14 protein-coding genes and 1 pseudogene are annotated in these 18172 nt (G+C 72.8%); 4 read left to right on the plus strand and 11 right to left on the minus strand.

Going from position 1 to position 18172, the window contains the following annotated elements; genetic code table 11:
- Positions 1 to 62 precede the first annotated feature (62 nt).
- The 5 genes and pseudogenes from chvE to ACFQQL_RS18140 form a co-directional block, all read right to left on the minus strand.
- Positions 63 to 1211: a multiple monosaccharide ABC transporter substrate-binding protein gene (gene chvE, locus ACFQQL_RS18120; protein ID WP_382396574.1), complete on the minus strand. Its 1149-nt coding sequence runs from the start codon at positions 1209 to 1211 to the stop codon at positions 63 to 65.
- 53 nt (positions 1212 to 1264) lie between these two features.
- Positions 1265 to 2779 (minus strand): L-arabinose isomerase, encoded by a 1515-nt coding sequence (gene araA, locus ACFQQL_RS18125; RefSeq protein WP_382396575.1) that lies wholly within the window; start codon positions 2777 to 2779, stop codon positions 1265 to 1267.
- Between the two features lie 143 nt (positions 2780 to 2922).
- Positions 2923 to 3588, minus strand: a pseudogene (locus ACFQQL_RS18130) (L-ribulose-5-phosphate 4-epimerase); the annotation flags it as partial.
- A 56-nt stretch (positions 3589 to 3644) separates the two neighbouring features.
- Entirely contained in the window at positions 3645 to 5255 is a 1611-nt protein-coding gene (locus ACFQQL_RS18135; RefSeq protein ID WP_382396576.1) for a xylulokinase, read from the minus strand.
- 60 nt (positions 5256 to 5315) lie between these two features.
- Positions 5316 to 6380, minus strand: a complete 1065-nt coding sequence (locus tag ACFQQL_RS18140; RefSeq protein WP_382396577.1) for a LacI family DNA-binding transcriptional regulator — start codon at positions 6378 to 6380, stop codon at positions 5316 to 5318.
- Between the two features lie 77 nt (positions 6381 to 6457).
- Here ACFQQL_RS18140 and radA point away from each other — a divergent pair, with 77 nt between their 5' ends.
- Together radA and disA are read left to right on the plus strand one after the other, a co-directional pair.
- A complete protein-coding gene (radA, locus tag ACFQQL_RS18145) occupies positions 6458 to 7912 on the plus strand; it encodes a DNA repair protein RadA (RefSeq protein WP_382396578.1) in 1455 nt (484 codons plus the stop codon).
- Between the two features lie 63 nt (positions 7913 to 7975).
- A complete protein-coding gene (gene disA, locus ACFQQL_RS18150; protein ID WP_382396579.1) occupies positions 7976 to 9055 on the plus strand; it encodes a DNA integrity scanning diadenylate cyclase DisA in 1080 nt (359 codons plus the stop codon).
- 30 nt (positions 9056 to 9085) lie between these two features.
- On the opposite strand, the gene ACFQQL_RS18155 is transcribed toward disA, so the two are convergent.
- The 6 genes from ACFQQL_RS18155 to ACFQQL_RS18180 form a co-directional block, all read right to left on the minus strand.
- Entirely contained in the window at positions 9086 to 11401 is a 2316-nt protein-coding gene (locus tag ACFQQL_RS18155; protein WP_382396580.1) for a sulfatase-like hydrolase/transferase, read from the minus strand.
- Between the two features lie 68 nt (positions 11402 to 11469).
- Entirely contained in the window at positions 11470 to 12273 is an 804-nt protein-coding gene (locus ACFQQL_RS18160; RefSeq protein WP_382396581.1) for a DeoR/GlpR family DNA-binding transcription regulator, read from the minus strand.
- Positions 12274 to 12283: 10 nt separating this feature from the next.
- Positions 12284 to 13294 (minus strand): ABC transporter permease subunit, encoded by a 1011-nt coding sequence (locus ACFQQL_RS18165; RefSeq protein ID WP_382396582.1) that lies wholly within the window; start codon positions 13292 to 13294, stop codon positions 12284 to 12286.
- A complete protein-coding gene (locus tag ACFQQL_RS18170) occupies positions 13291 to 14808 on the minus strand; it encodes a sugar ABC transporter ATP-binding protein (protein ID WP_382396583.1) in 1518 nt (505 codons plus the stop codon). The genes ACFQQL_RS18165 and ACFQQL_RS18170 overlap by 4 nt, the downstream gene beginning before the upstream one ends.
- The gene (locus tag ACFQQL_RS18175; protein WP_382396584.1) at positions 14808 to 15776 is read right to left on the minus strand and encodes an ABC transporter substrate-binding protein; all 969 of its coding nucleotides are present in this window, start codon (positions 15774 to 15776) and stop codon (positions 14808 to 14810) included. Before ACFQQL_RS18175 ends, ACFQQL_RS18170 begins: the two co-directional genes overlap by 1 nt.
- A gap of 106 nt (positions 15777 to 15882) precedes the next feature.
- Complete coding sequence (locus tag ACFQQL_RS18180; protein ID WP_382396585.1) at positions 15883 to 16554, minus strand: hypothetical protein; 672 nt, start codon at positions 16552 to 16554, stop codon at positions 15883 to 15885.
- 172 nt (positions 16555 to 16726) lie between these two features.
- Between ACFQQL_RS18180 and ACFQQL_RS18185 the strand changes: the two genes are divergently transcribed.
- Both ACFQQL_RS18185 and ACFQQL_RS18190 read left to right on the plus strand, forming a co-directional pair.
- Positions 16727 to 17734, plus strand: coding sequence for an HhH-GPD family protein (locus ACFQQL_RS18185; RefSeq protein ID WP_382396586.1), 1008 nt, complete (start codon positions 16727 to 16729; stop codon positions 17732 to 17734).
- A complete protein-coding gene (locus tag ACFQQL_RS18190; RefSeq protein ID WP_382396587.1) occupies positions 17731 to 18141 on the plus strand; it encodes a hypothetical protein in 411 nt (136 codons plus the stop codon). The genes ACFQQL_RS18185 and ACFQQL_RS18190 overlap by 4 nt, the downstream gene beginning before the upstream one ends.
- Positions 18142 to 18172: the final 31 nt, after the last annotated feature.

Consider the following 18172-nt stretch of genomic DNA (forward strand, 5'->3'; position numbering starts at 1 on the left):
GCCGGCCTCCCGCCCCGCCGGCCCGGGCCGACTTACGGGCGCGGGCGTTCGGGGTGGGGCTGTCAGAGCTGCCCGGACTCCACCTGCTCCTCGGTGTAGTACTCGGACTCGACGAGGGCCTCCTGGATGTTGTCCCGGGTGACCGTCGTGATCTCCAGCAGGTAGGACGGCACGACGATCTCGCCGTTGTCGTAGTCCTCCGTGTTGTTCGCCTCCGGCTCCTCGTCGTTCATGAAGGCCTCGGCCGCGGTGACGGCCTGGTCGGCCAGGTCCCGGGTGTCCTTGAAGATCGTCGAGTACTGCACACCGTCCGCGATGAGCTTCACGGAGCCGATCTCGGCGTCCTGGCCGGTCACCACCGGCAGCCCGTCCTCGATGGTCTGGCCGTAGCCGGCGCTGCGCAGGGCGTTGATGATGCCGCGCGAGAGCGGGTCGGCCGGCGCGAGCACGCCGTCCACCTCGGTGCCGTCGTTGTACGTCGACGTCAGCAGGGTCTCCATCCGCGCCTGGGCGGTCGGGCCCTCCCAGCGTTCGGTCGCGGCCTGCTCGATGTCGGTCTGGCCGGACGGCACCTGCAGGGTCCCGTCCTCGAGGTACGGCTGGAGGGTGTCCATCGCGCCGTCCCAGAAGAAGTGGGAGTTGTTGTCGTCGAGCGCACCGGCGAAGAGCTCGACGTTGAACGGGCCTTCCGGAGCGTCCTGAAGCCGCTCGCCGTTCTCGTCGACGAGGCCGAGGCCCTGGAGCAGCGACGTCGCCTGCGCCACGCCGACCTGGTAGTTGTCGAAGGTGACGTAGAAGTCGACGGCTGCACTGTCGCGGAGCAGCCGGTCGTAGGCGATGACCGGGATCCCCGCTTCCTCGGCGGCCTCCAGCTGCTGGGAGAGCGCGCTGCCGTCGATCGAGGCGATGATCAGGACATCCACCCCGGCGTTGATCATCTGGTCGATCTGCTGCGCCTGGGTGGGGATGTCGTCGTTGGCGTACACCAGGTCGACGTCGTCGTACCCGGAGTCCAGCAGGCCCTGTTCGATGTTCCGCCCGTCAGCCACCCAGCGCTCGTACGTCTCGGTCGGCATCGCGACACCGGCGGTCAGCTCGCCGTCGTCCGCACCGCCTCCGCCTCCGCCGCCCGCGCCCTCTCCGGCGCAGGCGGTCAGGGTGAGCGCAAGGGTCAGCCCGGCGCCGAGCGCCGCGATCCTGCTGCTTCGCATGTGTTCCTCCTAGGTTCTCGCCCGGCCGGGCGAGTGTCGGTCGGCCCGGCTCTTCAGAGCCCCTGGGCCAGTCGGTGGTAGGCGGCGTTCCACCGCAGCTCCTGGGCGAAGCCCCGCGTGGTGGTGGCACCGTCGATGGTGGCGAGCTCGACCCCGGCGATCTCGGCGAGGTCCTCGAAGACGGGGAGGCCGAGAGCCGTGGTGAGCACCGTGTGGTGGGCGGCTCCGGCGGTGAGCCAGCACTCCGCCGAGGTCGCGAAGTCGGGCCGCGGCTCCCACACCGCGCGGGCCACGGGCAGGTTGGGCAGCTCGGCGTCCGGGGGGACGACGTCGACGACGTTTGCGACGAGTCGGAACCGCTCGCGCAGGTCGGACATGGCGACGACGACGCCTTCGCCGGGGTCGGTGTCGAAGACCAGGCGCACGGGGTCCTCGCGGTCCCCGATCCCCAGCGGATGGATCTCGAGCCTCGGCGTCGAGGTGGTCAGGGTCGGGCAGATCTCGAGCATGTGGGCCCCGAGGATCTTCTCCCTCCCCGGGGTCATCTCGTACGTGTAGTCCTCCATGAGGGACGCCCCGCCGGGCAGGCCGTGCCCCATGACCTTGGCGGCCCGGACCAGGATCGCGGTCTTCCAGTCCCCCTCGGCACCGAACCCGTACCCGTCGGCCATGAGTCGCTGCACGGGCAGGCCGGGCAGCTGGCGCAGGCCGCCGAGGTCCTCGAAGTTCGTGGTGAAGGCGCCGAAGCCGCCGTCGTCGAGGAAGGACCGCATGCCGGCCTCGAGCCGGGCGCCGTAGGCCAGGGACTCGCGGCGCTCGCCACCGGCACGCAGCTCGGGTGCGACGTCGTAAGCCTCGTCGTACACGGCGAGCAGAGCGTCCACCTCGGCGTCGGTGACGGCGTCGACCCGCTCGACGAGGTCGTTCACGCCCCAGGTGTTCACGGAGGTGCCGAGCCGGATCTCCGCCTCCGTCTTGTCGCCCTCGGTGACCGCGACGTTGCGCATGTTGTCGCCGAACCGGGCGAGGCGCAGGTTCGTCAGCGCGTCCCAGCCGGCGGCGGCGCGGGCCCAGGTACCGATCTTGGACCGCACGGCCGGGTGGGTGGCGTGCCCGACCACGGTCTTGCGGCGGTTGCCCATCCGGGTCGCGATGTAGGCGAACTCGCGGTCACCGTGCGCGGCCTGGTTGAGGTTCATGAAGTCCATGTCGATGTCTGCCCACGGCAGCTCGACGTTCGCCTGCGTGTGCAGGTGCAGCATCGGCTTGGCCAGCGCATCGAGGCCGAGGATCCACATCTTCGCCGGGGAGAACGTGTGCATCCAGACGATCACGCCGAGGCAGTCGGGATCGCTGTTGGCCTCCAGCGCGGCCCGGCGGATCGCGTCCCGGTCCTTCAGCACCGGCTTCCAGACCACCTCGACCGGCAGGACGGCGTCGTCGGCGTCGTTCAAGGCCGCGGCGACCTGCTGGGACTGCTCGGCGACCTGACGGAGGGTGTCCTCCCCGTACAGGTCCTGGGACCCGGTGAGGAACCAGATCTGCTTGCCGTCAAAGGGGTTGTTCACGCGGTGGGCTCCTTCGCCTGGCCGTGTTCGACTTGCCCGGCTCCTCGCACTCCGCTCGTTCCTCGCTCGTGCTCGTCGGCCTGGCCGTGTTCGACTTGCCCGGCTCCTCGCACTCCGCTCGTTCCTCGCTCGTGCTCGTCGGCCTGGCCGTAGACGTTCTGGTAGCGGGCGTACAACGAGTCGATCTGTGCCTGGTCGATGCGCTGCGGCTCGCCGTACTGCCGCGCGACGTGCACCGTGCGGGCGACCTCCTCGCACATGACGGCGGCCTTGACCGCGGCCTTGGCGTCCTTGCCGACGGTGAACGGCCCGTGCTGCGCCATGAGCACCGCGGGCGAGCGGGAGGTGCGCAGCGTCTCGACGATGCCCCGCCCGATCGAGTCGTCACCGATGAGCGCGAAGGGGCCGACGGGGATGTCGCCGCCGAACTCGTCCGCCATCATCGTCAGCACGCACGGGATGGGTTCGCGCCGTGCGGCCCAGGCCGTGGCATAGGTGGAGTGGGTGTGCACGACGCCGCCGACCTCCGCCATGTACCGGTAGACGTAGGCGTGCGCGGCGGTGTCGGACGACGGCGAACGGTCGCCCTCCACGAGGTTTCCCTCGAGGTCGCACACGACCATGGTCTCGGCGGTGAGCTCGTCGTACGTCACCCCGGAGGGCTTGATCACCAGCAGGTCCGGATGGCCGTCGACGCCGCGGACGCGTTCGGAGACGTTCCCGGCCGTCCACACCACGAGCTCCCAGCGGGGCAGCTCGGCGTGCAGCCGGGCCACCCGGTCCTTCGCGGCGTCGACCGCCGCACGCATCGCGTCGGGCACCGTGCTCGGAGTAGTCCCCATCGGCGTCGTCCCGTTCCTCTCGGTCACCGGACCGCCTCGGCGGCCGCCTGCTGGATCCGCAGCCCGGCGGAGTACTGCTCCAGCCAGGCGGCGTAGCCCGCGACGTCGTCGGCGTCGGGCTCGACGACGTCGAGCTCGGCGTCGGCGAACACCTGCTCCGCAAGGTACTCCGCAAGATCGGATCCGGCGGCGTTCTCGCGGTACGAGGCGAGTACGGCGATGCCCCAGGCCCCGCCCTCGGCAGCGGTGTCGCCGACGGCCACCGGTGCGCCGATGGCGGCGGCCAGCAGGCGCTGGGCCACGCCGGCGGTCTTGAACAGGCCGCCGTGGGCGAACATCTGGTCCAGGGCCACGCCCTCCTCGTCGAGCACGCGCATCCCCAGGGACAGCGTGCCGAAGACCCCGTAGACCTGGGTGCGGGCGAAGTTGGCCAGGGTCAGACGGCTCCCCGGCGTGCGGACGACCATCGGACGGCCCTCGGCCAGGCCGGTGATGGGCTCGCCGGAGAGGTAGTTGTAGGCGAGCAGGCCACCGCCGTCGGCCTCACCCTCCAGCGCCGCCCCGAGCAGCGCGCCGTACACGTCCCCCGGCTCCGCCGGGTGGCCGAGCGCCGTCGCGAACTCCCGGAGCAGGTCCGCCCACGCGCCCAGCTCGCTGGCGCCGTTGTTGCAGTGCACCATCGCGACGAGGTCGCCCGCCGGGGTGGTGACGACGTCGAGCTCGGGGTGGACGCGGCTCAGCGGTCGCTCGAGCACGACCATGGCGAAGATCGACGTGCCCGCACTGACGTTCCCCGTCCGCGGCGCGACCGCGCCGGTGGCGACCATGCCGGTCCCCGCGTCGCCCTCCGGCGGGCACAGCGGGATGCCGGGTTGCAGCGTGCCGGTCGGGTCCAGCAGTGCCGCCCCCTCGGCCGTGAGCGCGCCGGCGTCCTCGCCCGCCACGAGCACGCGGGGAAGCAGCGCCTGCAGCGGGCGGGTCGGCGCGTGGCCCTCGCGGGCCACCCGCTCGTCGAAGGCGGCCAGCATGCCGGCGTCGTAGTCGCGGGTGGCCGGGTCCAGCGGGAACATGCCCGAGGCGTCGCCGACGCCGAGCACCTGCTGCCCGGTCAGCCGCCAGTGGACGTAGCCGGCCAGCGTGGTGAGGAAGTGGACCTGCGGGACGTGCGCCTCGCCGTCGAGCACGGCCTGGTACAGGTGGGCGACGGACCACCGCAGCGGCACGTTGTGCCCGAACAGCTCGGTCAGCTCGGTGGCGGCCCGCTCGGTGGTGGTGTTGCGCCAGGTGCGGAACGGGACCAGCAGCTCGCCGTCGCCGCCGAAGGCGAGGTAGCCGTGCATCATCGCCGAGACGCCCATCGCGCCGACGGTGGTCGGCCGCACGCCGTGACGCCGCTCGGTGTCGTCGAGCAGGTCGGCGACGGCCGCCTGCAGACCGGACCAGACGTCCTCGAGGGAGTAGGTCCACATGCGGTCGACGAACTGGTTCTCCCAGTCGCTGCTCCCGGTGGCCAGCACCTCGTGGCCGGGACCGGTCAGGCACGCCTTGATGCGCGTCGAGCCCAGCTCGATCCCCAGAGCCGTGCGCCCCGAGGCGATCACCTCGGACGGCTCTGTCTGGTTCTGCGGCGACATGTCATCCGCTCCTTCGCGTGCGTTGTACGGCGGTCGATGTTAACGATCACAATCCGGCTGTCAAAGTGACGAGGATCTGGGGACCAGCTCGGGCGGCAGCGCGACCGGCTCGACCGGGCGCGACGCCCCGCTCTCCGCGCCGAGACCGGCGAGGAGCACCTCGACGACGGCGCGGCCCACGGCGTCGAAGGGCTGGCGGACCGTGGTGAGCGGGGGGTTGAAGTAGGCCGCGCCCTCGATGTCGTCGAAGCCGATCACCGAGAGGTCCTCGGGCACCCGCACACCCGACTCCGTGAACGCACGGATCATGCCGAGGGCGAGGTAGTCGTTCGCGGCGAAGATCGCGTCCGGGAGCTCGCCCGCGGCCACGAGCTCGTGGGCCACGCGATAGCCGTCGACGGTGTCCCAGCCGGCCTCGACCGTCTCCCCGGTCAGACCCGCCGTCACGAGCTCCTCCCGCCAGCCGACCACGCGACCGCGGGCGTCGAACCAGTCGCCCGGGCCGGCGACGTGCAGGATCCTGCGGTGCCCGCGCTGCAGGAGGTGCCGCGTGGCGATCCGGCCCCCGAGCCGCTGGTCCACCCCGACCACGCGGATCCCCGCCGCCGGTCGCAGGTCGGAGGCCACGAGGACCACGGGAAGGCGGCGGGAGAGCTGCTCCGCCGCCTCGGCGACCGCGTCCACCGCGGCGATCACGATGATCCCGTCCACACGGTGGTCCAGGAAGTAACCCAGCACCTTCTCGACGGCGGCCGGGCGTGCGTCCCGCAGCGCGGTGAGCAGGGTGGCGTAGTCCTGGGACCGGGCGGCCTCCTCGATCGCCATCGTCATCCGGGACGGGCCGTAGTAGCTCTCCCCGGAGCTGACGACGCCGACGAGGCCGGACCGCTGGGTTCGCAGGGCACGGGCGGCGTAGTTCCGCCGGTAGCCGAGCCGGCGGATGGCCTCCTCGACGCGTCGCCGGGTCTCCGGCCGGACGGCGTCGGGAGTGTTCAGGACGCGGGAGACCGTCTGGTGAGAGACCCCGGCGAGGGCGGCGACGTCGGTCATCGACGGGGACGCCGAGGCGCCGGGACGCACCGTCCTGGGCATCGCCACTCGCTCCTCGTCACCGGTGATGGGCATCGCGAGTGTACTGAGCGGAGGCTGCGCCGCCGACCGCCTCCCCGCCATGTGGGTCGGGTCGCCGTACGGTGGTGCGCATGCCGCCGAAGAACCGTGTCCGCGCCCACTACCGGTGCACCGAGTGCGGCTGGACCACCCCGAAGTGGGTGGGGCGGTGCGGCGAGTGCCAGGCGTGGGGCACGGTCGAGGAGACGGCGGCCCCGTCCGCGGCACGCCCGGCCGTGTCGGCCCCCGCTCCGGGACGTCCGGCGCGACGGGTCTCGGAGATCTCCGCAGCGGAGGTGGGCACCCGACTGCGGACCGGGTTGTCCGAGCTGGACCGGGTGCTGGGCGGCGGGCTCGTGCCCGGCCAGGTGCTGCTCGTCTCCGGAGAACCCGGGGCCGGGAAGTCCACCCTGCTGCTCACCGCGGCGAACGCCGTCGCCGAGTCCACCGGACGCCCGGTCCTGTACGTCTCGGGCGAGGAGTCGGTCCACCAGATCGCCACGCGCGCCCGGCGCATCGGCGCCGTCAGCGACGAGCTCTACCTGGCCGACTCCGACGACCTCGGCGAGGCCGTCGCGCACCTCGACGCGCTCGGCGACTCGGTCGCCATGGTCATCGTGGACTCGGTGCAGACGATCGCCTCCGCGGAGGTCGAGGGACGCCCGGGTGGCGTCGCGCAGGTGATGGCGGTGGCGACCACGCTGACGCGACTGGCGAAGGCTCGCGGCATCCCGTTCTGCCTGGTCGGCCAGGTCACGAAGGAGTCCACGGTCGCGGGGCCGCGGGCGTTGGAGCACGTCGCCGACACCACGCTCACCATGGAGGGGGACCGGCAGACGACCCTACGCATCCTGCGGGCGGTGAAGAACCGGTTCGGTCCCGCCGACGAGGTCGCCTGCTTCGAGCAGACCGACGGCGGCATGGTCGAGGTGCCCGACCCGAGCGGACTGTTCCGCGGGGTCCGGGACGAGCCCGTGCCCGGCACCTGCATCACCGTGACCGTCGAGGGCCGCCGGCCGCTGCTGGCCGAGATCCAGTCCCTCGTCGCCGCCTCCAGCGCACCCAACCCGCGCCGCGGCGTGAGCGGCCTGGACAGCTCCCGCGTCTCGATGCTCGTCGCCGTCACCGAACGCGTCGCCGGGGTGAGCCTGCGCGAGAAGGACGTCTTCGTCGCCACCGTGGGCGGCATGCGCTCCACCGACCCGGCCAGCGACCTCGCCGTATGCCTGGCCATCGCGTCGGCCGTCTCGGATGTCCCCCTCCCGCTCGACGTCGCCGCGATCGGCGAGGTCTCCCTGTCCGGGGACATCCGGCGGGTCAGCATGCTGAGCCAGCGCATCGCCGAGGCGGCGCGCCTCGGCCACCGGCGCATCCTGGTCCCCGCCGGCACGCGTGAGGCGGTCTCGCTCGGGAAGGTGCGGGCCGAGGTGGTCGAGGTGGCCACCATGCAGCAGGCGCTGCTCGCGCTGGACAACCTGGCGCCGGCCGGCATCACGACCGGCCGAGAGAGCCGGAACCGGCCCCGGCTCGTGGCGCCGCCCGAATAGACTGTGACCTTCGAGGGCGGCGGCCCGTGCCGCCGTCTCGCGACTCCCACCCAGTGAGGTCACGTGCCCGAGGTCCCCGCCGAGAACAAGCTGCGCACCATCCTGGCGCAGGTCGCACCGGGCACCGAGCTACGCGACGGCCTGGAGCGGGTGCTGCGCGGCCGCACCGGGGCCATCGTGGTCCTCGGGTACGACGAGGCCGTCGAGGAGATGTGCTCCGGCGGCTTCCACCTCGACGTCGAGTTCTCCGCGACCCGGCTGCGCGAGCTGGCGAAGATGGACGGCGCGGTCGTCGTGGACCACGTCGGCCGGCGGATCCGGCGCGCGAACGTCCAGCTGCTGCCGGACGCGAGCATCGAGACCTCCGAGTCGGGGATGCGGCACCGCACCGCCGAGCGGGTCGCGAAGCAGTCCGGCTACCCGGTCATCTCGGTCAGCCAGTCGATGCACACCGTCGCGCTGTACCTGGACCACCACCGCCACGTGCTGGAGGACTCCGACATCATCCTCGCCCGCGCCAACCAGGCCCTGGCGACGCTCGAACGGTACAAGTCCCGCCTGGACGAGGTCTCGGCAACCCTCTCCGCGCTGGAGATCGAGGACCTGGCGACGGTCCGGGACGTCGTCACGGTGGTCCAGCGGATGGAGATGGTCGCCCGCATCTCCGCGGAGGTCGCCGGGTACGTCGTCGAGCTGGGCACGGACGGCCGGCTGCTGTCGCTCCAGCACGACGAGCTGGTCACCGGCCTGGACCAGGACCGCGGGCTCATCGTGCGGGACTACGTGGCCCAGGACGGCGCGGAGTGCCCGGACGAGGTGCTGCCGGCCCTCGCGCGACTCACCTCCGCCGAGCTCGTCGACATCCCGACGGTCGCCCGGATCCTCGGGGTGGGCGGCCCGGAGGGCGACGCGGTCGACACCTCCCTCAGCCCGCGTGGGTACCGGGTGCTGGCGCGGATCCCGCGCCTGCCGCTGCAGGTCGCGGAGGCGATCGTGGCCCGGACCGGGACGCTCCAGGCGCTGCTGTCGGCGAGCGCCGAGGACCTGCAGGGCGTGGAGTGGGTCGGCCCGAGCCGCGCGCGGGCCATCCGCGAGGGCCTGTCGCGGCTGGCGGAGTCCTCCATCCTCGAGCGCTTCAGCTGAGTCGCGCGCCCGTACAGCCCGGGGCTCGGCTCAGTCGTCCGCGGTGGTCATCGCCCGGGCACGCTCACGCCGGATCGCCTCGTCCACCGGGGCCAGCCGGAAGCGCACGCGGGCGATCGTGCCGGTGAACCGGTTGTCGATCGCCGGATAGGCGTCCGTCACCGGCGACCCGCGGTCCACACCCACGTTGAACGTCTCGTCGAAGGCGAAGTAGTACGCCGTGGTCCGCTCCAGCCGGCACTGCCCCACGACGGCGTCGTCGAGGATCAGCCGCACGTCCGCCGGCCCACCGGGCTCGCGCCCGCCCCGGTAGTCGAGCTCCACCGCCACCCGGTGCTCGCCGCCCGTCAGCGTCCGGTCGGAGACCACCGTCGTCAGGTCGGCCCCGTAGCAGTTGTAGGCGTAGGCGGGATGTCCGTCGACGCAGTACAGCGACCAGCCGCCGAACCGACCGCCCTGGGCCACCAGGACGCCGGTGTCCTGCCCGCCACCGGTCAGGTCGACCGTGATCGTGTGGCTGCGGTTCTTGACGTTCGGCGCCACCTCCTCCGTCAGGCGCCCGGCGCGCGGTCCGTACGTCATCTCCGTCCGCCCCTCGTTCGGGTCGAACCGTCCGGCGATCTGCGGGTTCTCCCGCTCGGTCACGCGGTCGTCGAGCGGCAGCACGTGGTGACGCTCGGCCTCACGCTCGAACAGGTCTCGCAGCTGCGCGAGCCGCTCCGGCCGGGACTGCGCGAGGTCGTGCGCCTGGCTGGGGTCGGTGCGGGTGTCGTACAGCTCCCACACGTCGTCGTCGAACGACCCGTGGCCGCCGACCATCCGCCACGGCACGCTGTGCCGGGCGCCCGCCGTCCAGCCCTCGTGGTAGATCGCGCGGTTGCCGACCATCTCGAAGTACTGCGTGCGGCGCCGGTCAGGTGCCGCGGCGTCGTCGAAGCTGTAGCGCATGCTCACGCCCTCGACCGGCTGCTGCCTCACCCCACCGACCGTCTCGGGCTCGGGCAGGCCGGCGACGTCGAGCACCGTCGGGAGCACATCGATGAGGTGGTGCCACTGGGAGCGGATCTCGCCGCGCGCGTCGATACCCGCCGGCCAGGAGACGATCATGCCGTCGCGGGTTCCGCCGTAGTGCGAGGCGACCTGCTTGGTCCACTGGTACGGCGTGTTCATCGCGAGCGCCCAGCCGGCCGGGTAGAGGCCGTAGCTGCGCGGTCCGCCGAGGTCCTCGAGGTGGGCGTCCATCCAGGCCACGTCGTCGGCGAAGCCGTGCCCGACGAGGTGCTCCCGCATGGTGCCCTCGATGCCGCCCTCACCGGAGGCGCCGTTGTCCCCGAGGATGAGGACGACGAGGGTGTCCTCGAGGGTGCCGAGGTCCGCGAGCGTGTCGAGCAGGCGTCCGACCTGGGCGTCGGTGTGCTCGGCGAAGCCCGCGTAGGTCTCCATGAAACGTGCCGCGACCCGCCGGGAGGTCGCATCGAGCTCGTCCCAGTGCGGGACGCCGTCCGCCCACGGAGCCAGGACGGTCTCCGGTGGCACGACGCCGATGCGCCGTTGCTCGGCGAGGGTCCGCTCGCGCTGTACGTCCCAGCCGTGGTCGAACTGCCCGGCGTAGCGCCGCCGGTACGCGGCGGGCACGTGGAAGGGGGCGTGGGTGGCGCCGAACGCGAGATAGGTGAACGTCGGCCGGTCCGGCATCGCCTCGTGCTGGCTCCGGAGCCACTCCGCGGCTTTGTCCGCGAGGTCCTCGGACAGGTGGTAGCCGTCCTCGGGCCGGCGGTCCGGCTCGACCGGCGTGGTGCCGTCGTACAGCTGGGGGTACCAGTGGTTCATCTCGGCTCCCATGAACCCGTAGAAGTGGTCGAAGCCCTCACCGGTCGGCCATCGCGTGAACGGGCCGGACGGTCCGACCTCGGCCGGAGGCGCCTGGTGCCACTTGCCGAACGCGGCGGTCGCGTACCCGTTGCCGGACAGGATCTGTGCGACCGTCGCCGCGGAGGCGGGTCGGAACCCGCTGTAGCCGGGACGGCTCGTCGCCATCTCGGTGGTCACGCCCATGCCGACCGAGTGGTGGTTGCGTCCGGTGAGCAACGCCTGCCGACTGGGCGAGCACAGCGCGGTGACGTGGAACTGGTTGTACCGCAGGCCGGCACCGGCGAGCCGTTCCGCGGCCGGCATGCGACAGGGTCCGCCGAACGGGCTGGAGGCGCCGAAGCCCATGTCGTCGACGAGGATCACCAGCACGTGCGGTGCCCCCTCGGGCGGCCGGACGGGCCGGACCGGCTGCCCGGGCGGCAGCTCGCCGGAGGTCGGTGTCGGCACGTCGAGCGGGAGGTGCTTGCGGTCCATCACGTCCCCTATCGCACCATGGCGGCCCGGTGCGGGAGCTCGCCGTCGCGCCCATCCGCCGCACAGCCTCAGGCCCGGCGCACCGTGCCGCCGGCACGGCCCACGGCGTCCGCGAGCCGGTCCTCGAGGAGGCCCGCGGTGAGGATGAGATCCACCTCGTCGACGCGGCACACCCTCGCCGTGCCGTGGTGGACGAACTTCGAGGCGTCCGCCGCCGCGACCCGGAGCTTCGCGGAGGCCAGCATCCGCCGCTTCAGCTCGGCGTCGACCGGGGTGGCCGCCGAGATGCCGTCGGCGTCGGAGATGCCGTTGCACCCGACGAACGCGACGGTGGCGATGACCCGTTCCAGGATGAGCTCGGAGTAGGGGCCGCCGAGGGAGTGCGCACGCGGGTACACCGTCCCGCCGGTGACCACGACCGTCAGCCGCGGCGCGCCCGCCTCCAGCGCGAGCGCGGTGCTCAGCGACGGGGTGTAGACCGTGAGGTCGGTCAGCTCCGGGGTCGCGACCAGCGCGTGCGCGATCGCCATGCACGTGGTCCCGCCGTCGAGCACGACGGCGGAGCCCGGCTCCACCAGCGCGGCCGCGGCTGCGCCGATGGCCGCCTTCTCCTCGGGGTAGGTGCCGAGCCGGACCTCGAAGGGGGGCTCGCCGTCGTCCTCCCGCGCGATGATCGCCCCGCCCCGCACCTGCCGCACCAGCCCGGCGCCGGCGAGGTGGGCCACGTCGCCGCGGGCGGTGACGAGGGAGACGCCCAGCTCGTCGGCGAGCTCGGACACCGGGACGAACTCGCGGGCCCGCACGAGGTCGAGCGCCAGCTGCCGGCGGCCGGTGGTGCTCAGCCGCGGCCGGGTGCGCGGCGCCCGGGCCATCGACGCCGCCTCAGGTCGTGTAGCGGTTCTTGAGGCTGTCGATGGCGACCGCGACCACGATCACCAGCCCCTGGACGATGAGCTGGGTGAAGAACGGCGTGTTCATGAGGATCATGCCGTTGGACAGGACGCCCATGATGAGGGCACCGACCAGCGTGCCGAGGATCCGGCCGCGGCCGCCCATGAGCGAGGTCCCGCCGAGCACGACGGCGGCGATCGCCTCGAGCTCGTAGCCCTGGCCCGAGTTCGGCTGCCCGGACTCCACGCGCGCTGCGAGCATCACGCCGGCGAGGCCCGCGGTGACGCCGGAGATGATGTAGACGGAGGTCAGGACCCGCTTGACCTTGATGCCGGCCATGAGGGCCGCCTCGGGGTTGCCGCCGACCGCGTACACGTGACGTCCGAAGGTGGTGCGCTCCAGCAGGAACCACAGCACGGCGTACGTGGCGAGCATGAGCCAGATCGGCACCGGCACGGCGATGAAGTTGCCGCCGCCGAGCATGTCGAAGCCGAGGTCGCCCTCGGCGATCAGGGGCCGGCCGCCGGTCAGGGCGTAGGCCGTGCCCCGCCAGGCGGTCAGGCCGGCGAGGGTGACGATGAACGCCGCCAGGGACAGGTACGCGACGAGGGTCCCGTGCAGCAGGCCGATGAGGGCGCCGAGCACGATCGGGACGAGCACGCACAGCACCACGGGCACGCCGGCGTTCCAGAGCAGGACGGAGCTGACGCCGCAGACCGCGAGGACCGAGCCCACGGACAGGTCGATGCCGGCGGTGAGGATGACGACGGTGACGCCGGCGGCCAGGATCGCCGTGATCGACGTCGCGCGCATGATGTTGAAGGCGTTGGAGAGGCTCACGAAGTTCGGCGCGATCAGCGCCATGAGCACGATCAGGAGCAGCAGGACCAGGGCGATGCCCCAGGTGCCCCACAGGTCCAGTGCGCGCCGGATGACCCGGGTGCGGCCCGAGGGCGCCGTCGGGGGCGCTCCGACCGCGGCGGAGTTCTGCTGCTGGGTCATCCGGCCTCCTTCAGCACACCGGTGGCGTACGACATGACGTCCTCCTCCGTGGCGGTGGCGCCGTCGAGCTCCTTCACGACCCGGCCGTCCCGGACCACGAGCAGCCGGTCGCTGATGCCCAGGGCCTCCGGCAGGTCCGAGGAGACGATGAGGACGGCGGTGCCGCGCTCCGCCTGCTCGTTGATGATGCGGTAGATCTCGTGCTTGGCGCCCACGTCGACGCCGCGAGTCGGCTCGTCGAGGATGAGGACGCGGGGGTCGTTCGCGAGCCAGCGGGCCAGGACGACCTTCTGCTGGTTGCCGCCGGAGAGGGTCCGTACCTCCTGCCGTGGGGAGCGGGCGCGGATCCGGAGGCTGTCGACGAAGTGCCGCGCGGCCTCGTCCACCCGGCGGGGGTCGAGCACACCGAAGCGGGCGTGCTGCCGCAGAGACGCGACGGTGATGTTGTCCCGGACCCCCATCCAGGAGAACAGCGCCTGCTCCTTGCGGGACTCCGGGACCATGCCGACGCCCAGGGCGATGGCATCCCCCGGCGCCCCGATGCGGGCGGGACGGCCCTCGATCGTGACCGAGCCGGAGAGGCGGGTGTCCGCGCCGTAGAGGGTCCGGGCGATCTCCGTGCGCCCGGCGCCGATGAGGCCCACCAGGCTGACCACCTCACCGGCCCGGACGTCGAAGGACACCGGGCCGATGCCGTTGCGGCCGACGAGGTCGCGGACCTCGAGCACGGGCTGACCGGGGCGGCGGTGCTCGCGCACGTACAGCGCGTCGACCTGCCGGCCGATCATGCGGGCGACGACGTCGCCCTGCTCCAGCTCGCCGCGCGCCGTGGTGCTGACGTGCGCGCCGTCCCGCAGGACGGTGACGCGGTCCGCGAGGCGCCACACCTCGTCGAGACGGTGGGAGATGTAGAACAGGCCCATCCCGGAGGCGCGCATACCCTCCAGCACCTCGAACAGCCGCTGCGCCTCGGTGTCCGAGAGCGACGCCGTCGGCTCGTCGAGGATGAGGATGCGGGCCTGCTGGTCGATCGCGCGGGCGATCTCGACCATCTGCTGCCGGCCGACCGACAGGGTCCGCATGCGCGCGTCCGGGTCGATCCCCCCGCCGATCGGCGCCAGCTTGCGTTCCGCCTCCGAGCGCAGCCGACGCCGGTCGAGGAGGAATCCGGCTCGTGCCGGCTCGTTGCCGAGGGCGAGATTCTCCGCCACGGTCATCTCGGGGACGGTGCTGAGCTCCTGGTGGATCATCGCCACGCCGGCGGCGATCGCCTGGCCCGGCGAGCCGAAGGCGACCGGTTCGCCGTCGAGCTCGATGAGGCCGTCGTCGGGCGCGTGCACCCCACCCAGGATCTTCATCAGCGTCGACTTGCCCGCGCCGTTCTCGCCGACGAGCGCGTGGATCTCACCGCGGTCGAGGTCGACGTCGACGTCGCTGAGGACCCGGGTGCCGGCAAAGCTCTTGGAGACGCCCCGCATCCGCAGGAGCGGCGCGGCCCCGTCCCCGGCCGCCATCACCAGCTCTCGTACTCGTCGAGGTTGTCGCGGGTGAGCATCTCGGTGGGCACGAGGCGCGTCTCCTCCTCGAGCTCCTCGCCGTTGAACAGCTGGTGCGCCATCTCCAGCGCGATCGAGCCCTGTGTGGTCGGATCCTGCTTGGCGGAGCCCATGAACATCGAGTCCTGGTTCTCCAGCGCGTCAACGGCCTCCGGCGAGGCGTCCACACCGACGATGACGAGGTCGTCGATGCCGGCCTGCTCGGCCGCGAGCATCGCGCCGAGCGCGGTGGGGTCGTTGATGCCGAAGATCCCGTCGACGTCCGGGTGGGCGGTGAGCAGGTCGGCGGTGATGCTCAGCGCCTGGTCACGGCCGTTGTCGCCGTTCTGGTGGCCGACGACCTGGACGTCCGGGTTCTCCTCGAGGACGCTCTCGCAGCCGGTGACGCGGTCCTGGACGGAGCTGATCGGCGTGCCATCGATGAGCAGGATGTTCCCGGACCCGCCGATCTGGTCGACGAGGTACTGGCACGCGACCTCACCTGCCTGGACGTTGTCCAGCGTGACGGTGGCCATGGCGCCCGGGGCGGTCACGTCCACCGCGACCACGACGATGCCCGCGTCGATGGCACGCTCGACCGCCGGGCCGATGCCCTCCGAGTCGACGGCGTTGAGCAGGATGGCGTCGACGCCCTGCTGGATGAAGGTGTCGATCTGCTCGTTCTGGGCGTTGAGGTCCTGACGCCCGTCCTGGGTGTTGACCTCGACGCCGAGCTCCTCGGCCTGCTGCTGGATCCCCTCCTCCATCGCCTGGAAGAACGGGTTCGACATGTCCTGCGCCATGTAGCCGATGAGGTCGAACTCGCCGTCGCCGCCGCCCTCGCCACCGGCCTCGCCGGGATCGCCCTCGCTGCACGCCGCGAGCGCCGTGAAGAGGGTCAGGCCCGCGAGGGCACCGGCCGCCCTGGTCGTCCTGCTGGTTCGCATCGTCGCCTCAGCTCTCTGGTCCGTCGTCGTCGGCGGTCCGAGCGGCAAACTAGGAGCGGACGAGCCGGACTGTCAACAGGAACAGCACACTTTCGGAACTGAAAGTTCAGCGGGTGAAGGACGACTCCGTGCCGCGGAGCTGCGCACCACCGAGCGAGGCCTCGACCCGGTAGGTGCCGGAGCCCGCCACGGACTGGTTCCCCGGACAGCCCGGCTCGGAGCGCGTGCCGCCCCAGCTCAGTGCCTCGTCGACGGTGTCGCCGGAGTCCAGGAGCAGCAGATGCTCCGCGGCCCCGGCGGGGCAGTCGGCCGAGGACCAGACGCGATCGTCCCCGGAGTGAACGGTGAGCACGAGCGACGCCGAACCGGTGTCGAGGAGGCAGGGGTCCTGCCCGTCGTTGGTGAACGACATCGCGAAGTCCGTGCCCTCGCCCGCGGCGGTGGACGCGAGCGTGGCGTCGAGGTCCGCCGGGGCGCACCGGCCGGGGTTCGGCGGGAGCGTGTCCTCCTCCGTCGGCGCCTCCGTGGTCTCGGCGTCGTCCGCGAGCAGGTCGCCGACCCAGCCGGACGCGAGACCGGCGAGCGCGACACCGCCCCAGACCAGACCACCGACAAGGGCGAGCAGGATCACCAGGGCGACGATGCGCCGTCGCCGGATGACGGCCTTGCTGGGCCGTCTCCTCGGCCGGCGCCCGGGAGCCTGCTTGCCCGGCGCCGGACCGCCGCGGCCGGGTGCCCCGCGTCCCGGCGCCCGAGTTCTCTCCCGCGTCGTGACCACGACTGGGACGGTACGACGACGCCTCCCGCCTCCCGTGCCTCCCACGCCGTCGCCCTGCAACACGCCCACCGCTGCACCCGTCGCCGACTGCTGCAGCCATGCCAGCAGCGGTCGGCGACCGTTGCCGCACCGGGTGGGTGCGGGACCGGCCGGCACAGTCGGGCAGACTGGAGTGGTGCCGTCCGCAAGCCCCGTGCTCGACCTCACGGAGACCCACGAGGCCGTGCTGTCCTGGTACGACGCGCACGCCCGGGACCTCCCCTGGCGCCGGCCCCGCACGAGCGCGTGGGCCGTGCTGGTCAGCGAGGTCATGCTGCAGCAGACACCGGTCTCCCGGGTCGAGCCCGCGTGGCGTGCGTGGCTTGCCCGGTGGCCCACCCCGGCCGACCTGGCCGCCGCCCCGACGGCGGAGGTGCTGCGCGCCTGGGACCGCCTGGGCTACCCGCGGCGGGCGCTGCGCCTGCGCGAGTGCGCCGCGGTCATCCGCGACCGGCACGGGGGCCGAGTGCCGCAGAGCGAGGAGGAGCTGCGCGAACTCCCGGGGATCGGCACGTACACGGCCGCCGCGGTGGCCGCGTTCGCGTACGGGCGCCGCGCCGTCGTGCTCGACACCAACGTGCGGCGGGTGCTCGGCCGGGCGCTGGCCGGACAGGCGCTGCCACCACCGGCCCTGGGACGCGACGAGCGCGACCGGGCGGCGGCCTACCTGCCCGCCGACGCCGCACGGTCCGTCCGGTGGAACGTCGGCGTCATGGAGCTCGGGGCGCTGGTGTGCACCGCACGCGCGCCGCGCTGCGAGGCGTGCCCGCTGCGTGGCTCCTGCGCATGGCTGCGTGCCGGACGCCCCGCCGACCCCCACGCGGCGACCCGCCGCCGCCAGGCCTGGCACGGCACCGACCGGCAGGCCCGCGGCCGGATCATGGCGGTGCTGCGCGCCCGTGACGGCTGGCACGCGGAGGCCGACCTGCTGCGCGCCGGCGCCGGCGGCGCCGACCCGGCCGCCCTCACCGACCCCACCCAGCCCGCCCGTGCGCTCGCGTCGCTGGTCAGCGACGGCCTCGCCGTCGTGCGGTACGACCAGCAGCACGCTGGCGGCGAGCACGAGCGGGGAACGAGCGGAGTGCAAGGAGCCGGCGAGTGCAACCACGACGGCGCGGCACCGACCTACCGGCTGCCGTGACGGACGGTCCGGGCTCCCGCGCCGCCACGGCGCTGCGCACCGCCCTCATCGCGACTGCCGGCGCCTGCGTCGGGCTGGGGGTGCTGGGCGCCGCACTGGTCCTGCTCTCCGGCGACACCGACCCGTGGCCCGGGCTCTCGCTGCTGCTCGCCGGGCAGGCGACGGCCCTGGTGGCCGCGGTGGTCTCGGGCATCGGCCTGCGCCGCGTGCTGACCGGGTCCGCGCCGCAGGGGGTGACCCCGTGGGTCCGGCGCACGCTGTCCCGGCTGGTGCCGGTCCTGCTGGCCGTGCTGGTCACGGGAGTGGCCGCCTGGATCGCGCTGCGGCCCGGGGCCTGGCTCGCCGTCGTGACCTGCGCGCTGGTGACGGCCCAGCTCGCGGCGATGCTGCGCTGGCTCAGCCGCTGACCCTCACAGCTTCAGCCAATGGTCGCCCTTC

The sequence above is a fragment of the Georgenia alba genome, from assembly GCF_042665525.1.
In the GTDB taxonomy this organism is placed as follows: Bacteria; Actinomycetota; Actinomycetes; order Actinomycetales; family Actinomycetaceae; genus Allobogoriella; species Allobogoriella alba.

Coding starts and splice junctions, on each gene's coding strand:
- chvE (WP_382396574.1), bottom strand. CDS start 1,211: ATGCGAAGCAGCAGGATCGCGGCGCTCGGCGCCGGGCTGACCCTTGCG.
- ACFQQL_RS18135 (WP_382396576.1), bottom strand. CDS start 5,255: ATGTCGCCGCAGAACCAGACAGAGCCGTCCGAGGTGATCGCCTCGGGG.
- ACFQQL_RS18140 (WP_382396577.1), bottom strand. CDS start 6,380: ATGCCCATCACCGGTGACGAGGAGCGAGTGGCGATGCCCAGGACGGTG.
- radA (WP_382396578.1), top strand. CDS start 6,458: ATGCCGCCGAAGAACCGTGTCCGCGCCCACTACCGGTGCACCGAGTGC.
- ACFQQL_RS18155 (WP_382396580.1), bottom strand. CDS start 11,401: ATGGACCGCAAGCACCTCCCGCTCGACGTGCCGACACCGACCTCCGGC.
- ACFQQL_RS18160 (WP_382396581.1), bottom strand. CDS start 12,273: ATGGCCCGGGCGCCGCGCACCCGGCCGCGGCTGAGCACCACCGGCCGC.
- ACFQQL_RS18165 (WP_382396582.1), bottom strand. CDS start 13,294: ATGACCCAGCAGCAGAACTCCGCCGCGGTCGGAGCGCCCCCGACGGCG.
- ACFQQL_RS18170 (WP_382396583.1), bottom strand. CDS start 14,808: ATGGCGGCCGGGGACGGGGCCGCGCCGCTCCTGCGGATGCGGGGCGTC.
- ACFQQL_RS18175 (WP_382396584.1), bottom strand. CDS start 15,776: ATGCGAACCAGCAGGACGACCAGGGCGGCCGGTGCCCTCGCGGGCCTG.